Origin of the sequence: Ruegeria atlantica (assembly GCF_001458195.1) — a bacterium.
Lineage (GTDB): Bacteria > Pseudomonadota > Alphaproteobacteria > Rhodobacterales > Rhodobacteraceae > Ruegeria > Ruegeria atlantica.
This window is the reverse complement of record NZ_CYPU01000039.1, coordinates 112,462-127,813: the sequence shown is the minus strand read 5'-3', so window position 1 is coordinate 127,813 and position 15,352 is coordinate 112,462. Positions and strand designations below refer to the sequence as shown.

Genomic DNA, 15,352 nt, shown 5'->3' with positions numbered 1-15,352 from the left:
TCCCATGACCCAAAGTCTTTTCGCCGTCACCCTCTTGGTGCCGGACTACGACGACGCAATCGCCTTCTATACCCAAACACTCAGATTCACTCTGCTGCAAGATGTTGATCTCGGCGGTGGCAAACGCTGGGTCCGGGTTGCCCCGCCGGGTTCGGGCAACGCATCCCTGCTACTGGCCAAGGCAGATGGCCCAGGCCAGACCGCTGCCGTTGGAAACCAAACCGGCGGGCGTGTCGGCTTTTTCCTTCAAACGGATGATTTCCAACGTGACCACAACGCAATGGTCACTGCAGGCGTCCATTTCGAAGAAGACCCACGCAATGAGCCCTATGGTACCGTCGCCGTCTGGCGCGACCCGTTCGGCAATCGCTGGGATCTGATCCAGTTCAATTGAGCAATTACAGATCACGCCAGCGCGGCAAGCCTGCCTTTTTTGCCCGAACTTTATGGTAAACAGAGAATCCGATCGCTGTAATCACAGTTATCAAGTAGACGCCTTGCCAACCTACCCTGTACAGGCCGGCTACGGGCCCTCGCTTTATAGTCGCCCCAATTTCACTGTATAGCACACCGCCAAATATCAGAAAAACGACGCCGCCGCCTATGACCAACAGCCAAAGAGAGCTCATGTAAAAAAACGGTTTCGGTGTAAACCCAAGTTTGAATAGGAACTTATGAAAAGGTGGGAAGGATTCCGCCCGGGAAATTCCTGCTGCGTCGGTTGCTTCAAGTGCGCGTTGTAGTCTTTCGCGCTTATCACTTGCCGATGGACGTTCAACTTGAGGCGCTGATTTATGCTGTTTTTCTTCGAGGCGCCTCAACCGCTCCTGAAAATCGGGTTTGGACAAACGAAATTCCTTTTCTGAAAGCACTTTGCTTTAGGTACAAAGGCGCAAGGAGGGCCATACGGCCCTCCTTGTCAATTTGTCTTCAGATCTTGAGATCAATTCGGGATCAGATCCGGAACGATGGTCACGATCGACGGGAAGAACCACAGGATCGCAATCCCGACCACCTGAATGATCACGAACGGAATGATCCCACGGTAGATGTGGCCTGTTGTGACTTCTTTGGGCGCGACGCCTCGTAAGTAGAATAGCGCAAACCCAAACGGCGGCGTCAGGAACGACGTCTGAAGGTTCACCGCCACCATGATCGTCACCCATTTCGGATCGAACGAGCCACCATAAATCACCGGTCCCACGATGGGGATCACGATGTAGATGATCTCGAGGAAATCCAGCACGAAGCCCAGAATGAACAGCACCAGCATCACGATCAGGAAGACCGTGAACTCGTTGTCAAAGCTGCGCAGGAACTGCTGAATATAGTGCTCACCCCCGAACGAGATCACCACCAGGTTCAGCAGTTGCGATCCGATCAGGATGGTAAAAACCATCGAGGTCACCTTGGCCGTTTCGCGCACCACCGGCGTCAGAACCCCGCTGGTGAACAGAACCCAGCACCCAAACAGCAGACCGAACAGAGCGTAAAGATAAGCACCGTAAGCAATTATGAAGGCGACCCAGGTCTCAAAGTTCACATTGCTCTGATTGATGCGCAGATCAAAGTTCACGCCCATCAGCAGCGCAATGATAACGGCAAAAGTGGCCCAGATGATCACCTTGCCCGAGCGCTCTTGGTCCTGCAGCTTGCGATAGGCTGCCAGCATGATCGCTCCGCCCGCCCCAAGTGCTGCTGCGGGTGTTGGGTTGGTCACACCGCCCAGGATCGAACCCAGCACCGCGATGATAAGAACCAATGGCGGGAAAACCACCCGGATCAGATCGTTCGTGGCACACCGGGCTGCTGCCTCCTTGCAGCCGTACATTGCCAGGGCAAAGGGCAAAGCCAGCAAGACGAAGGTCAATCCCGAAGACGTTGTTGGTGCAATCAACAGAACATCAACCAGCAACATCAACAGCAGACCGATAGCGCCCAAAATCAACGGCTGCGTCGGTTTGGACGGCGCAATGCCGCGGCCCATGACCAGTGTCAGACCCAGCAGAACCACAATCACCGCAACACCAGTACCAATCGGCGCCGCAGCGGCGATCTTGGCCTCGCGCGCCTCGACCAGCGCCTCTTCGCTCAGTCGTTCGGCGTTGGCGACACCACCTGCGGCGTCAATCGTTTCCTGCTCGGACACGGCCTGATCCCAGGCGGATTGTCCGTGCAACTCGATCATCGACACCTTGCACTGCTCGGAAACATTGGTGCGCAGCGACGCGCCCGCACCGATGTCTGAAAACGCCGAGACGTTGATGTTCTGGCTGCCAATGACCCCCGAGCTGCCCAGCAGGACTGCGCCAAAGATCAGGGCGACAGGTGCTCCAAGCAACCAAGTCAGCCCTTCACTGCGCGTGATCGGCTCACCACTTCCGCCGGACATTGGAACTGCCGGGGCTTTCTCAGGGTTCAACAGTGCATAACCAAAGGCATAAAGCGCATAGAGCAACGCTAACATGATCCCCGGCAATAAGGCGGCCTGGAACAGCGTTCCTACCGATACCACAGCCGGTTCACCCAGATAGGTCAGCGCATCGGTACAGCCTGCGTCCTGAGCGCGTGTTTCCTGCGCAGTTGAATAGAGATCACCCGCCAAGGTGCCCAACAGAACGATCACGATTGACGGCGGAATGATCTGCCCCAACGTGCCCGATGCCGCAATCACACCCGTCGCCAGTTCAGGCGAGTAGTTGTTGCGCAACATGGTCGGCAGCGCCAGCAGGCCCATGGTTACCACGGTCGCACCAACAATACCGGTCGAGGCCGCCAGGAATGCACCCACGACCACGATCGACACGGCCAGACCACCCGGCAGCGGTCCAAAGACGCGCGCCATTGTTGTCAGCAGATCGTTCGCGATCTTTGAGCGTTCCAGCGTGATGCCCATAAGAACGAACATCAGGACGGCCAGCAGTGTCTCAATAGACTGCCCCGCCAGAACGCGTTCGTTCATGCGGTTCACGATGAACGAGAGATTGCGGTCCAGCGCGGTTTCCCAGCCTTGCACAAAGACCGGCTCGGCGATCCTTGGTAAATCCGGGAAGCGGAACACCGACACCGTGTCCGGTTTGACGCCCGAATTCACAAGGTCTCGGTATGCTTGGGAACTGGTATCAATTGCCTGGTGTATTAACAGACCGGCACTGTCCAGCGCGGCGATGATCCCGAATGAGATGATACCGGCCCCACCGATGGCAAAAGCCACCGGGAACCCGGAAAGGATGCCCCCGAAGAGGCAGAAGAATACGATAATGAGGCCTATCTCGACGCCATCAAGTCCGAATAACATAGTCTGGGTCTCCGTCCCTAATGTGCGCCTTCGTAGGCTTCTTCACCCTCGCCAAGGCTGTCCTTGTCGAGATATTTTCCAACGCTATCCGGCCCTTCCACGTATTCCAGATACGAGCGGTACAGGAATGCGATCGCGTGCAGGAATACCATCGCGGCAAAGGCCACCAGCAGTATCTTGAACAAGAAGTATCCGTTGAACCCATTTGGGCTGAAACCGATGGTTTCAATGTTCCAGCGCAGCGCGCGGGATTTCATCACCAAACGATCCAGCGTGTCACTGGCCGACGGTTTCGGCACGATCAGGTGCCGCCACATGAAGTACCAGCCATACATCCAGGTCAGCACCGCCATTGGCATCATGAAGAAAACCGCACCCAACATGTCGACCACGCGTTTGGCGCGGTGGCTGATACCGGCATAGATAAGGTCAACTCGCACATGACCACCTTGCACGAATGTGTATGTGCAGCACAGGCAGACGACCATCGCGTTATAAAGTTTCAGCTCTTCCGCGAACCAGCTGATATCCATCTGAAACGGAATACCCAGTCCAAACGACATATCCGGCCGGGTAAACACGCGTTGCATGAACACAATGACGATCTGCTGAATGACCATCAACAAACCGGCCCAGGCAAAGAAACGCCCGGTGGTATTGGCGAACCCTTCCAGGCTTCGCACCACGCCCCACATGAAATTCCGGTAGTACAGCCCGATGGCCGTCAGAACCAGAAAGAGTGTGAAAACCACAAAGAAGAACTCGACAGATCCACCGTAGTAGACAAAGCGCATGATCGCTTCTTTGTCCGACCAGTTCAGCCAGAGTTGCGGATGCGTGATGGCGTATCCGAAATTATAGAAGGCTTCGGCAATGTTTTGAACGAACCACACAAGTCCGTTCCACAGGGCGCCGAAGAACGAGATACCGTTTTCGTCCTGCATGTTGTCCCCAGGTCGTATCAGTTGCACTGCTGATTATAGCGGTTTGATGGGTCCGCGCATACGCAACAGAGAAAGGTTTCCCCGCGAAGGCGGGAAAACCAATTGATCGTTTGGAAAACGTTTAGCCGCGGACGCGGTTACGCTGTGTTGTGTAAACACCCGACGACAGGTCCTGCCAGCCGGCAGACGATGCCGACGACGCCATGTGGCTGTCGTGGATTTTCTTGAACAACTCGTCGCCCATGTTTTCGTCCAGCACTTCTTGGCTGGCCTGACCGAACGCATCCCAAACGCTGTCGGGGAATTCCATGACCTTGACGCCACCTGATTGCAGACGCTGCAGGGCCGCACCGTTATTGGCCAGGAATTGTGCCAGGTTCCACTGGTGGCATTCAGCCGCCGCGATCTCAATGATCTTCTGCTGCGCAGGTGTCAGGCTTTCGAAGACGTCGCGGTTGGTTGCCAGCGACAGGCCTGCATTGGGCTCGTGGAAACCGGCGGTGTAGTAAACCTTGGTGATTTCCTGGAAACCGGCTTTTTCGTCAGCCCACGGACCAATCCACTCGGTACCGTCGATCGCGCCGGACGACAGCGCCTGATATACTTCAGAGCCCGGAATGTTTTGCACGGACGCGCCCAGTTTACCCAGAGCTTGACCGCCCAAACCAGGCATACGGAATTTCAGACCCTGGAAGTCTTCTGGACCGTTGATCTCTTTCGAGTACCAGCCACCCGCCTGCGCGCCGGTGTTACCTGCCAGGAACGATTTCAGACCAAAGATCTGGCCCAGCTCGTCATGCAGCTCCATGCCGCCATCCTGGTAATACCAGTTTACCATTTCCTGAGCGGTCATGCCGAACGGAACAGCGGTAAAGAAGGCGTAGCCTGGGTGCTGGCCAACAAAATAATAGTCCGCCGCGTGGTACATGTCGGCCTGACCCGACGATACCGCGTCAAAGACTTCGAATGCGCCAACCAGTTCACCGGCAGCTTTGATGTCAACGGTCAGGTTACCGTCCGACATTGTGGTGATGCTGTCGGCGCAACGCTGTGCGCTGTCAAAAACACCAGCCAGGCCGCGACCCCACGAGGTTACCATGGTCAGCGTGCGCTTGCCCTGCGCATACGCCGGTGCCGCCAGCGTGGTGGCTGCAGCTGCCGAGCCGCCCAGAGCAGATGTTTTTAGAAATGAACGACGATCCATATGAGTGTTCCTCCCCTACATATTCAAAACCCGGGCAATTGCCGGGCGTAGTCGTTTTCAGTGCGCGTCAGCCTAATGACCAAGATGTGAATGTGAATACCTAGTACTACGTAGGGGATCGCGTTTTTGGTGTTTTCCCGGGTGCAAACCGTGACAAATGCAAAATAATTCTGCGCGCCGGCCCTCTCATATGCGCCAATTCACCAAAAATTTTGCAATTTGCCGCCTGCTTGCGTATCGATTCGCCTATGAGGGGATTCCGTAATCTGATTTCACTGACCTATGGCCAGAAATTGTCGCTTGTGGCGGCGATCCCTCTGGTCGTCGCAGTGGCCGCGATTGCGTTCTTCGTGGTTCATGAATCCAGGGCAACCGCCGAACGTGAAATTGAAGCGCTTGAGCGGCGACTAATTGAAGCCAAGAAAGAAGAACTTAAGAACTATGTCACGCAAGCTCGAAACGGGTTTGCCTATATCTATGGGCGCGCATCGACTGAAGATAAGGTGGCACAGAACCTTGTGACGCAAATCCTGTCAGCGATGATCTACGGCAAGGACGGGTTCTTTTTTGTCTATGACTATGACGGCAACAATCTCGTCAGCCCGCGCCAGACCGAATTTATCAACCGGAACTGGGAGGGGCTGACCGATAGCGACGGCACGCCTGTTGTGGACGAATTCATCAGCCTGGCCCGTCAAGGTGCGGGCTGGCACAGTTTCATGTGGCAAAAACCTTCGACAGGCGAAGAGGCGCAAATGATCGCCTATGTGGTCGGCCTGCAGGATTGGCGGTGGGCTGTCGGCACAGGAGTTTTCATCGACGACATCGTCGCGACAGTCGCCAACGCGCGGGCCGAGGTTGAGGCCCGAGTGCAACGGACTTTCTCGTATATCGGCGCAATTGTTCTTGCCGCAGTGTTGGTTGTCTTCACCTCGGGCATGTTGCTGAACGTCCGCGAGCGCCGCTTGGCGGATGCCAAACTTAAAGAACTGACGCAGCGGGTTTTTGATGCGCAAGAGGAAGAGCGTGGGCGCGTGGCGCGCGAATTGCATGACGGTATCAGCCAGATCCTCGTCGGTGTCCGCTATGCGCTGGACAATGCCCGCCGTCGCCTGTCTCGCGGTGACGATGCCGGGGCACAGGCACCTCTGGAAAAGGGCATCGACACGCTTGGCGCGGCTATTACTGAAGTCCGCCGCATCAGCCGCGACCTGCGGCCCGGCGTGCTGGACGACCTGGGCCTTGGCCCTGCCCTCAAGGCGCTGACCCACGATTTCTGCGAACGCACTGGGATCGAAACCGAATTCTCGACCGTGGTTTTCCGCAACCGGCTAGATCAGGACAGCAAGATCGCCCTGTACCGAATCGCCCAAGAGGCGCTGACCAATATCGAGCGTCATTCCGGGGCGACACGTGTTACAATCGACCTGCGCGGCCACAAGAAAGGCGCGACAATGCGGATCACCGACAATGGCCGTGGGTTACGCACCACACCTGATCCCGCCAACCCCGGTATCGGCCTGCGCAACATGCAAGAACGCATCGAACAGCTTGACGGATCGCTGCGCATTCTGTCATCACGCGCCCCACGCAGCGGCACAGTGATCGAGGTCAGCCTGCCTCTGAGCCACATGCTGCCGCCGCAAGAGGACGCAACGCCTAACCGAAAGGCTGGTACATGAGCGATCAGACAATCCGGGTTCTTATCGTTGACGACCACCCCATGGTCGCCGAAGGGATTCAGTCGATCCTTGAAAGCTATGATGAGATCGAGGTGGTCGGGACGTTGGGCAGCGGACAAGAGGCTGTGGATCAGGCGACCGATCTTGCGCCCGACGTGATCCTGATGGACCTGAACATGCCCGGTTTAGGCGGCCTTAGCGCGACCGAGATCATTCTGGAACGCCTGCCCCGGACACGCATCCTGATCCTGTCCATGCATGACAGCCCTGAATACATCTCGACCGCGCTCAGCCACGGCGCCAGCGGATACGTTCTCAAGGACGTGCCGACGGACGAGATCAAACAGGCTATCGACGCAGTGATGCGTGGTGAGCAGTACTTGTGCACCGGAGCCAGTGGATCGCTTCAGCCCAAAGGCGATAGCGCCCGCGAAGCATTGACCGGGCGCGAACAGACAATTCTGCTGGAATTGGCGCAGGGCAAATCCAACAAGGAAGTCGCCGCAGCATTGGATATTTCGGTTCGAACCGTTGAAACGCACCGCAAGAACATCCGGCGCAAACTTGGGATTTCTTCCACCGCTGGCCTGACCCGCTATGCGCTTGAACATGGCGTACTACAAGGCACAAGCCCCGGCTTCTGATCCCGCAGCGCGGAACGCGCTGCCCGGCCCAACAAGACGAGGTGCGCCAAAGGCGCATCGACGTTGGGCGGGAGCTTTTGATTTCAGAGCCTTGGCCGAATGTCCTCACCAAAAAACACCAATGCTCCATCCTCATCCAGGACGTGAAACTCGCGTTGTTGATACGGCTGATTGAACGGCGGGCGCACGCGCCCCTCAGGTAAATCAGCCAACCCTGCCTTGAGGGTTTCATACAGATCATCAATCCCGGCCACATCGATGTAAAAGGACTGATCATCCCCCAAGGCACGCCCATCATCGCGCGGCGGGCATTCAAGCAAGCGAATGGCGACCTTGCCACGCGACAGGAAGGCATAATTGTCCTGCCTGAAATCGCAGGTAAATCCCAATCGATCGCAATAGAAATCAATCTGCTTTTGCAGTGACGAACACAGAACAAATGGCGTGAGCTGTAGCAATTCCGGCATGTGCCCCTCCGACAGTAGCCCCAGCTCTCGATTGTAACCCGCGACCGGTCAATCCAACAACTGATCCTTGCGCAATCCAGCACGCTGGTGATGATGCGGCAGAACCCGCCCATACAGCTGTTGGGTACGCTCAACCCCGCCACACATGCCTTCGGCTTCGACAAAGGAAAAGATGCCGACATATCGGCTGCGCGTTCCTTGTACCGGGGCGACCCGGTGCAATGCGTATCTGCCCTTGAATATCTGCAGATCCCCGGGCTGCAGCTCCAACGTCCTGACCAGTGCCCGGTTTCCATCCAGCACCGAAGCCACGGACGAGAAATTCTCGTATTCGGTGCTGCGCAAGTTCGGCACGTATTCAAAGGCCCCACCCAGCTCGCCATTCTGGATGGCCAGTGTCACGGTGTAGTTGTTGGTATCAAAATGCCAGGGAAAGCCCTGCCCTTCTTCGACTACGTTGACGATCACATCCGCCAGCGGGTCGCCATAGCGAAAGAACCGATCCTCCGGCTCATCCAGCCCATCGCGTATGAACGGCAAGAAGCCCTCGAACTCATAGATTCGGCGCAGTGGACCCGATTTGGGAAAGTTGTCTGCCGGAACGAAGGCGTTCGACCGGTCATAGAATCTGCGTATTGGGTGATTCAGGTCCAACCGGGAATCGTCCTTTGAGAAATAAGCGTTGGTGCGGTTGAAAGAGCGGTGCGCCCGGTCGGCCACGGCATCCGCCTCTTTCAATAGCTGCGCCAAACCTTCGGGGTGGATAAAACCGGGCAAAACGGCACAACCGTCCTGATCCAACTCGCGGCGCAGATCACCGATCAGTCGTTCATATGCGCGCGAGTCCGGGCAATCGATAGGATACCGCCCCAGATCAACCAGATCATGGATCATCCTCCGCCTCCCTTCCTTGTTCGGTCAATCTCAGCGTGCCGCAGTCAAAACTGCTCATCATGCTTGTTTCGGACATCGCGATGCCGCTTTTTGACTACCCTCAAGGCAGAAATTTGGAGGTCAAAGGGGGCATTTTTCCTGAATATTCCCTGCATGCGTCAATCTGCGCAATAAAATGTCGCAAAATTCACCCTCAGAGTTAGAAAATTGGTGCAAAAGCCTGTTGACGCCCCTTGCCCCGGCTCATAATGTCCCTGCACGCAAAGAAGGAGCCTCTGGCGATGAGAACGCTAGTCGTAATCGTAGGAACCACGCGCATGGGCCGGTAACGGTAAACCATAATCGAACCCATGCGCCTCCGAAAATCTCGGGGGCTTTTTTTTGTCAAACGCAAGACACATGTCGCGAACGGAGCAAAGCAGATGACACGTGAGATGACCGGCGCAAAGATGGTAGTTCAGGCCCTCAAGGATCAGGGCGTGGACACGGTATTCGGATACCCCGGCGGTGCTGTGCTACCGATCTATGATGAGATTTTTCTGCAAAACGATATTCGTCACATTCTGGTGCGGCATGAACAAGGCGCGGTTCACGCAGCCGAAGGCTATGCCCGTTCGACCGGCAAGCCCGGCGTTGCCCTTGTGACCTCTGGCCCCGGCGCGACAAATGCCGTGACCGGCCTGACGGATGCGCTGCTGGATTCGATCCCGATTGTGGTTCTGACCGGACAGGTTCCGACGTTCATGATTGGCTCGGACGCGTTCCAAGAGGCCGATACCGTCGGCATTACCCGCCCCTGCACCAAGCATAACTGGCTGGTCAAGGATACGGACTCGCTGGCCGACACGATGCACGAGGCGTTCCACGTTGCCACCTCGGGTCGACCCGGCCCGGTTCTGGTCGATATCCCTAAGGACGTTCAGTTCGCAACCGGTGACTATAGCGCCCCAAAGCCATCGACGTCGCACTACCAACCTATAATGAAGGGCGATCTGGAAGAGATCACCGAACTGGTGGCCGCAATTGAGACCGCCAAGAAACCCGTCTTTTACACCGGCGGCGGCGTCATTAATTCCGGCACAGCCGCCAGCCAGTTGCTGCGCGAACTGGTCGATGCAACAGGCTTCCCGATCACCTCGACCCTGATGGGTCTGGGCGCCTACCCGGCGTCGGGCAAGAACTGGTTGGGCATGCTGGGCATGCACGGACTCTATGAGGCCAATCTGGCAATGCATGACTGCGACCTGATGATCAACATCGGTGCGCGGTTCGACGACCGGATCACCGGGCGGATCGACGCGTTCTCGCCCAACTCGAAAAAGGCGCATATCGACATCGACCCGTCCTCGATCAACAAGGTGATCCGCGTGGACATCCCGATTGTTGGCGATGTTGCACATGTGCTGGAGGATATCCTGAAGGTCTGGAAAGCGCGTGGCCGCAAGACAGATGAGGCGTCGGTTGCCAAGTGGCAGGATCAGATCACCGAATGGCGCAAAGTGAACTGTCTGGCCTACACCAACAGCGAAAAGACGATCAAACCGCAATACGCGCTTGAACGGCTGGAAGAGCTGACCAAAAAACATGACCGTTACATCACCACCGAGGTCGGTCAGCACCAGATGTGGGCCGCACAGTATCTGGGGTTCGAAAATCCGAACCGCTGGATGACCTCGGGCGGTCTGGGCACAATGGGCTATGGCTTCCCGGCCTCCATCGGTGTGCAGATGGCGCACCCTGACGCGCTGGTCATCAACGTCGCGGGCGAGGCCTCGTGGCTGATGAACATGCAGGAAATGGGCACCGCGGCACAGTATCGCCTGCCGGTGAAACAGTTCATTCTGAACAATGAACGCCTTGGCATGGTTCGTCAGTGGCAGGAACTGCTGCATGGCGAGCGGTACTCGCATTCCTGGTCCGAGGCCCTGCCCGATTTCGTCAAACTCGCCGAGGCCTTCGGGGCCAAGGGCATCCTGTGTTCCGATCCAGCCGATCTGGATGACGCCATCATGGAGATGATCAACTATGACGGTCCGGTGATCTTTGACTGTCTGGTCGAAAAGCACGAGAACTGCTTCCCCATGATCCCGTCGGGCAAGGCGCACAACGAAATGCTGTTGGGCGAGGCTGAAACGCAGGGCGTAATCGATTCCAAAGGTTCGGTTCTGGTCTGACACAATTTGACGGATTTTGTCGGGTGCACTGCACCCGACCATCACAGGATGATGAAAGGGACATAAATGTCTGCCCTACATATAAAAAAAGGTGCAACGCGCCATTCCGCCTATAACCTACGCCCCACGTTCTCGGACGTGCAGGAGCGTCACACGATTGCGGTTCTGGTTGAAAACGAACCGGGTGTTCTGGCCCGGGTGATCGGGTTGTTCTCGGGTCGGGGTTACAACATCGAAAGCCTGACCGTCGCCGAGGTGGATCACACTGGCCACCTGAGCCGGATTACCATCGTCACCACCGGCACCCCTCAGGTGATAGAACAGATCAAAGCCCAATTGGGCCGTATCGTTCCGGTACACGAGGTTCACGACCTGACTGTCGAAGGCCCCTCGGTCGAGCGGGAATTGGCGATCATCAAGGTTGTTGGCGCGGGCGACAAGCGGGTCGAGGCGCTGCGTCTGGCCGATATCTTTCGCGCCAGCGTCGTCGACAGCACGTTGAATTCGTTCATATTCGAAATCACCGGTGCCCCTGACAAAATCGACGCCTTTGCCGATCTGATGCGCCCGCTGGGCCTTGTTGAGATCGCGCGCACCGGCGTGGCCGCCCTGCTGCGCGGCGACTGACTTTTTCGCCTCGCCCCCCCTTCTCGGTACCGGGGCGAGGCGCGGTACCAGGACATATTCAATCAATGCAACGCTATGTTGCCTATGAACATGGCCACCCAAAAAGATCATACAAATTGATGTAAGCCTATTGCGTTTGCCTGCCCCTACGTTAACTTCGGAGGTGTAGCGTGGTGTTGGGATGCGCCAGCTAGGGTCACCAGTACGATTGAGAATGCACGAACGGCCAAAAGGTCGGGTGCGTCGCACTTTTTGGAATGACACTCTGGAACCTGGGACAGAAATGACCATGAGTATCCGCGGTCCTGATGAATTGCGCCAGATGTTCGGCGACAATCTGCGACAATTGTCGCGGCAATATTCGTCCGTGTCTGAGCTGTGCCGTCAACTGGGCATCAACAGGACCCAATTCAACAGATATCTGGCGGGTGAAAGCTTTCCCCGCCCCGATGTTCTGGATCGCATGTGCCGGTTTTTCGAGGTCGACGCCCGTATCCTGTTGCGACCTCTGGAGGAAATTGAAACACCTCCGGAACATCCGGCTGCTTCGGCCCTGACTGAATTCCTGGGGTCCGGCCCCTCAACGCTGACCGAAAACCTGCTGCCGGCGGGCTTTTATTATGCGACGGAAACGGGGCTGGACGGATCTCCCATGACCAGACACCGGCTGATCCACACGCGCCGTTTGCCGCAATGCACGCTGGTGCGAAGCTATGAACCCGAAAATGAGGGAATACCGGCCGACACCACCAGACGTGAAGTGCAGGGCATCGCGGCCTGCGCCGGGCGGCAGATTTTTATCCTTATGTCCAGCCGCGCGGCCCAAAACAGCCGTATCTACCTTGTAACGCGCGGCACTGAAGAAAACTCCGAGCGATGGCGTGGCATTGCCATTTGCCTGTCCAAGACCAACGCTCAGGCGACCACAATGCGCCGGATTTCGCTGAACTATCTGGGCACTCAGGCAAAGGCAGCCCTGCCTGCGGCGCGCGCTGCCAAGCGGCTCAAGCAAAGTGCTGCATAGGCTCTTCAGGCTTCTTTCCCGGCCCCTGCCAGAGTGATCAGACGATACAGGTGCCAACTGGCATGCCCCAGTAACGGCAAGACGATCAACAACCCCAAAAACCACGGGATCATGGCCACGAATGTCACGACAGCCACGAACACACCCCACCCCAGCATGATCTTCGGGTTCGACCGGACATAGCTGAAACTGGCGATCATCGCAGTCACGAAGTCCAGTTCTCTATCCAGCAACATCGGGATCGAAAGGACGGTGATCATGTATAGAATAAGCGCGAAAATGGCCCCCACAATGCTGCCGACGGCCAGCATAGTCAGGCCATTGGGCGTCATAAAGACCTCTAGCGAACTGGAGACGTTGGTCATGGTCGACAGCCCCATAAACAGAGCAAAGATCATATGACCCAAGAAAAACCAGAACAGGAAAATCACCACGATAATCGCGCAGATGGATGGCAATTGACGACGGCTCTGCTGCAGGATCACGCCGAAAACCTCGTTGAAATCCAAAGGTTCACCCTGTTCCAGCCGGTGTGACACCTCATACAACCCTACTGCCGCAAAAGGGCCGAGCAATGGGAACCCTATGGTGGCCAACACCAGCCAGAATGACGTCTGCGTCTGCACCGTGACCCACGCCATGGCCAAGCCAGCCAACACATAGAACCCACCAAACAACAGGCCAAATACAGGTGCCCGACGAAAATCAGCCCAGGCACGGCGCAATGCCTCTCCCAGCATACCGGTATCCACAGGTCCCATTTCCGGAACCCCAAAGGGTTTTTCCATGCTCTGTCTCTCCTCCTGTTTCCGGCGCTCTCCTCAAGCCGGTCGGTTTTGTGGCCACCCGGTCGCGTCGTGATACGCGGCCCCGATGGACAATATATCTGCATCCGCGCCGCGCGGGCCAAAGACCTGCATGCCCATCGGCAACCCGCCTGCCCCAAACCCCACCGGCACCGACAGACACGGCAAGCCAATCAAGCTGACTGGAATCATGACCTGCATCCAGCGGTGATAGGTATCCATGCTTTTACCGGCAATCTCGGTGGGATACGGGAGCTCAAGTTCAAACGGCCAGACTTGAGTAGACGGCAGGATCAACGCATCAAATCCTTCGAACAGTTCAGCCGCGCGCCGGAACCAATCCGATCGTACAACACTCGCCTGATGCACCTGCATCGCCGTCAGGGCTTGCCCCTGGTCAAGCTCCCATTGCGCCGTATCCTTCAACTGCGCCCGCTGTTCAGACTGCGGGGCCAGACTTGCCGCCACGCTCCAGGATCGTAAGGTCGACCAGCTTTCGAATATGCGTTCCGCATCAAAGGGCGGCGCAACAGCTTCAACCTGCGCCCCCAGCTGTACGAAAACGGACAGCGCATCCCGGCACAGGTCCAAAATACCATCCTCAAACGGGAACGCCCCGCCCCAGTCGCCCAGCCAGCCAATCCGCATACCGGCCAGATCGGCCGCCTGAACTGGGGACACTGCAGCATTGTGCGGGGTTGCAGGATGCCGTGGGTCCGGCCCTGAAATCACGTCCAACAACACACCCAGATCTTCCGGAGCTCGTGCCATTGGGCCAAGCGTGGACAGTTGGTGAAGGAATACGTCGCCGACAGGTTCCGGCGGCACACGTCCCCAACTTGGGCGAAACCCATAGACATTGTTCCAGGCCGCCGGATTACGCAGACTGCCCATCATGTCAGAGCCATCCGCCAGCGCCACCATCCCGGTGGCCAGCGCAACGGCTGCCCCACCCGATGATCCACCACATGTCTTAGAGCGATCATATGGGTTACGTGTGGCGCCATAAACGGGATTGAACGTGTGCGAGCCCAAGCCGAACTCTGGCGTATTTGTTTTACCGATCAGGATTGCGCCGGCCGCCCGCATCCGTGCGGCTATCAGATCGTCCTGTTCGGGTACATGATCGCGATACAGCGGTGATCCCTGCGACGACACCACCCCGGCGACATTCACCAGATCTTTGACCGCAATTGGCAACCCATGCAACGGGCCCGTCACTGACCCCGCATCCAGCGCACGCGCCTCGGCCATCAGCGCCTCTTCATCGCGCAGCGCAACAATCGCATTCAGAGGCGGGTTGACCGCGGCAATGCGATCCAAGGTTTCACGCATCAGATCAGCGGCTAAGAGACGCCGGGCCGAAAGCGCCGCCAACAAGGCAGTTGCGGTTGTCTGACTTAAATCCATCCGGGACCCATCGCATTCAGTGTTACCAAGTCGCGATCAGCCTAGCGAGGCCGCAACCCCATTTAAACCCGTGTTTTACATATATCTTTTACCACGCACACCGCAGTGCACGGATCAGCTACATCTGGCCAAAAACATCCCGGGGGAGTCTCCGCTTGCGGAGACGGGGGCAGCGCCA

14 protein-coding genes are annotated in these 15,352 nt (G+C 57.0%); 6 read left to right on the top strand and 8 right to left on the bottom strand.

The annotated features are described in order from the left end of the window. The first annotated feature begins 4 nt into the window (after nucleotides 1–4). Nucleotides 5–394 (top strand): VOC family protein, encoded by a 390-nt coding sequence (locus RUA4292_RS10535; RefSeq protein ID WP_058277551.1) that lies wholly within the window; start codon nucleotides 5–7, stop codon nucleotides 392–394. Nucleotides 395–398: 4 nt separating this feature from the next. On the opposite strand, the gene RUA4292_RS10530 is transcribed toward RUA4292_RS10535, so the two are convergent. The 4 genes from RUA4292_RS10530 to RUA4292_RS10515 form a co-directional block, all read right to left on the bottom strand. Further along, complete coding sequence (locus RUA4292_RS10530) at nucleotides 399–848, bottom strand: DUF6404 family protein (RefSeq protein ID WP_145974941.1); 450 nt, start codon at nucleotides 846–848, stop codon at nucleotides 399–401. A 95-nt stretch (nucleotides 849–943) separates the two neighbouring features. Further along, nucleotides 944–3,298, bottom strand: coding sequence for a TRAP transporter large permease subunit (locus tag RUA4292_RS10525; RefSeq protein ID WP_058277549.1), 2,355 nt, complete (start codon nucleotides 3,296–3,298; stop codon nucleotides 944–946). 17 nt (nucleotides 3,299–3,315) lie between these two features. After that, entirely contained in the window at nucleotides 3,316–4,242 is a 927-nt protein-coding gene (locus tag RUA4292_RS10520; protein ID WP_058277548.1) for a TRAP transporter small permease subunit, read from the bottom strand. 121 nt (nucleotides 4,243–4,363) lie between these two features. Further along, nucleotides 4,364–5,446 (bottom strand): TRAP transporter substrate-binding protein, encoded by a 1,083-nt coding sequence (locus RUA4292_RS10515; protein WP_058277547.1) that lies wholly within the window; start codon nucleotides 5,444–5,446, stop codon nucleotides 4,364–4,366. Nucleotides 5,447–5,694: 248 nt separating this feature from the next. Between RUA4292_RS10515 and RUA4292_RS10510 the strand changes: the two genes are divergently transcribed. Continuing rightward, nucleotides 5,695–7,128 carry a cache domain-containing protein gene (locus RUA4292_RS10510; protein ID WP_058277546.1) on the top strand — a complete coding sequence of 478 codons (1,434 nt, stop codon included), beginning with the start codon at nucleotides 5,695–5,697 and terminating at the stop codon, nucleotides 7,126–7,128. Continuing rightward, complete coding sequence (locus RUA4292_RS10505) at nucleotides 7,125–7,772, top strand: response regulator transcription factor (RefSeq protein ID WP_058277545.1); 648 nt, start codon at nucleotides 7,125–7,127, stop codon at nucleotides 7,770–7,772. Before RUA4292_RS10510 ends, RUA4292_RS10505 begins: the two co-directional genes overlap by 4 nt. A gap of 83 nt (nucleotides 7,773–7,855) precedes the next feature. Here RUA4292_RS10505 and RUA4292_RS10500 read toward each other — a convergent pair whose 3' ends face one another. Then, complete coding sequence (locus RUA4292_RS10500) at nucleotides 7,856–8,239, bottom strand: bleomycin resistance protein (protein ID WP_058277544.1); 384 nt, start codon at nucleotides 8,237–8,239, stop codon at nucleotides 7,856–7,858. A 48-nt stretch (nucleotides 8,240–8,287) separates the two neighbouring features. Beyond that, a complete protein-coding gene (locus tag RUA4292_RS10495; RefSeq protein WP_058277543.1) occupies nucleotides 8,288–9,133 on the bottom strand; it encodes a HalD/BesD family halogenase in 846 nt (281 codons plus the stop codon). Nucleotides 9,134–9,555: 422 nt separating this feature from the next. Here RUA4292_RS10495 and RUA4292_RS10490 point away from each other — a divergent pair, with 422 nt between their 5' ends. The 3 genes from RUA4292_RS10490 to RUA4292_RS10480 all read left to right on the top strand — a co-directional run bounded on the left by RUA4292_RS10490 (nucleotide 9,556) and on the right by RUA4292_RS10480 (nucleotide 12,958). Beyond that, nucleotides 9,556–11,307 carry an acetolactate synthase 3 large subunit gene (locus RUA4292_RS10490; RefSeq protein ID WP_058278146.1) on the top strand — a complete coding sequence of 584 codons (1,752 nt, stop codon included), beginning with the start codon at nucleotides 9,556–9,558 and terminating at the stop codon, nucleotides 11,305–11,307. Nucleotides 11,308–11,373: 66 nt separating this feature from the next. Beyond that, on the top strand, nucleotides 11,374–11,934 hold the full coding sequence (gene ilvN / locus RUA4292_RS10485; RefSeq protein WP_058273965.1) for an acetolactate synthase small subunit: 561 nt from the start codon (nucleotides 11,374–11,376) through the stop codon (nucleotides 11,932–11,934). A gap of 289 nt (nucleotides 11,935–12,223) precedes the next feature. After that, nucleotides 12,224–12,958, top strand: a complete 735-nt coding sequence (locus tag RUA4292_RS10480; protein ID WP_233493415.1) for a helix-turn-helix domain-containing protein — start codon at nucleotides 12,224–12,226, stop codon at nucleotides 12,956–12,958. A 5-nt stretch (nucleotides 12,959–12,963) separates the two neighbouring features. Here the strand turns inward: RUA4292_RS10480 and RUA4292_RS10475 are convergent, their stop codons facing one another. Next, entirely contained in the window at nucleotides 12,964–13,746 is a 783-nt protein-coding gene (locus RUA4292_RS10475; protein ID WP_058277541.1) for a DUF2189 domain-containing protein, read from the bottom strand. Nucleotides 13,747–13,779: 33 nt separating this feature from the next. Beyond that, nucleotides 13,780–15,174 carry an amidase gene (locus RUA4292_RS10470; protein WP_058277540.1) on the bottom strand — a complete coding sequence of 465 codons (1,395 nt, stop codon included), beginning with the start codon at nucleotides 15,172–15,174 and terminating at the stop codon, nucleotides 13,780–13,782. Nucleotides 15,175–15,352: the final 178 nt, after the last annotated feature.

Excerpts from the sequence above, each read along its gene's own strand:
- RUA4292_RS10525 (WP_058277549.1), bottom strand. The coding sequence starts at position 3,298 with ATGTTATTCGGACTTGATGGCGTCGAGATAGGCCTCATTATCGTATTC.
- ilvN (WP_058273965.1), top strand. The coding sequence starts at position 11,374 with ATGTCTGCCCTACATATAAAAAAAGGTGCAACGCGCCATTCCGCCTAT.
- RUA4292_RS10470 (WP_058277540.1), bottom strand. The coding sequence starts at position 15,174 with ATGGATTTAAGTCAGACAACCGCAACTGCCTTGTTGGCGGCGCTTTCG.
- RUA4292_RS10510 (WP_058277546.1), top strand. The coding sequence starts at position 5,695 with ATGAGGGGATTCCGTAATCTGATTTCACTGACCTATGGCCAGAAATTG.
- RUA4292_RS10500 (WP_058277544.1), bottom strand. The coding sequence starts at position 8,239 with ATGCCGGAATTGCTACAGCTCACGCCATTTGTTCTGTGTTCGTCACTG.
- RUA4292_RS10475 (WP_058277541.1), bottom strand. The coding sequence starts at position 13,746 with ATGGAAAAACCCTTTGGGGTTCCGGAAATGGGACCTGTGGATACCGGT.
- RUA4292_RS10535 (WP_058277551.1), top strand. The coding sequence starts at position 5 with ATGACCCAAAGTCTTTTCGCCGTCACCCTCTTGGTGCCGGACTACGAC.
- RUA4292_RS10490 (WP_058278146.1), top strand. The coding sequence starts at position 9,556 with ATGACACGTGAGATGACCGGCGCAAAGATGGTAGTTCAGGCCCTCAAG.
- RUA4292_RS10515 (WP_058277547.1), bottom strand. The coding sequence starts at position 5,446 with ATGGATCGTCGTTCATTTCTAAAAACATCTGCTCTGGGCGGCTCGGCA.
- RUA4292_RS10505 (WP_058277545.1), top strand. The coding sequence starts at position 7,125 with ATGAGCGATCAGACAATCCGGGTTCTTATCGTTGACGACCACCCCATG.
- RUA4292_RS10520 (WP_058277548.1), bottom strand. The coding sequence starts at position 4,242 with ATGCAGGACGAAAACGGTATCTCGTTCTTCGGCGCCCTGTGGAACGGA.
- RUA4292_RS10480 (WP_233493415.1), top strand. The coding sequence starts at position 12,224 with ATGAGTATCCGCGGTCCTGATGAATTGCGCCAGATGTTCGGCGACAAT.
- RUA4292_RS10495 (WP_058277543.1), bottom strand. The coding sequence starts at position 9,133 with ATGATCCATGATCTGGTTGATCTGGGGCGGTATCCTATCGATTGCCCG.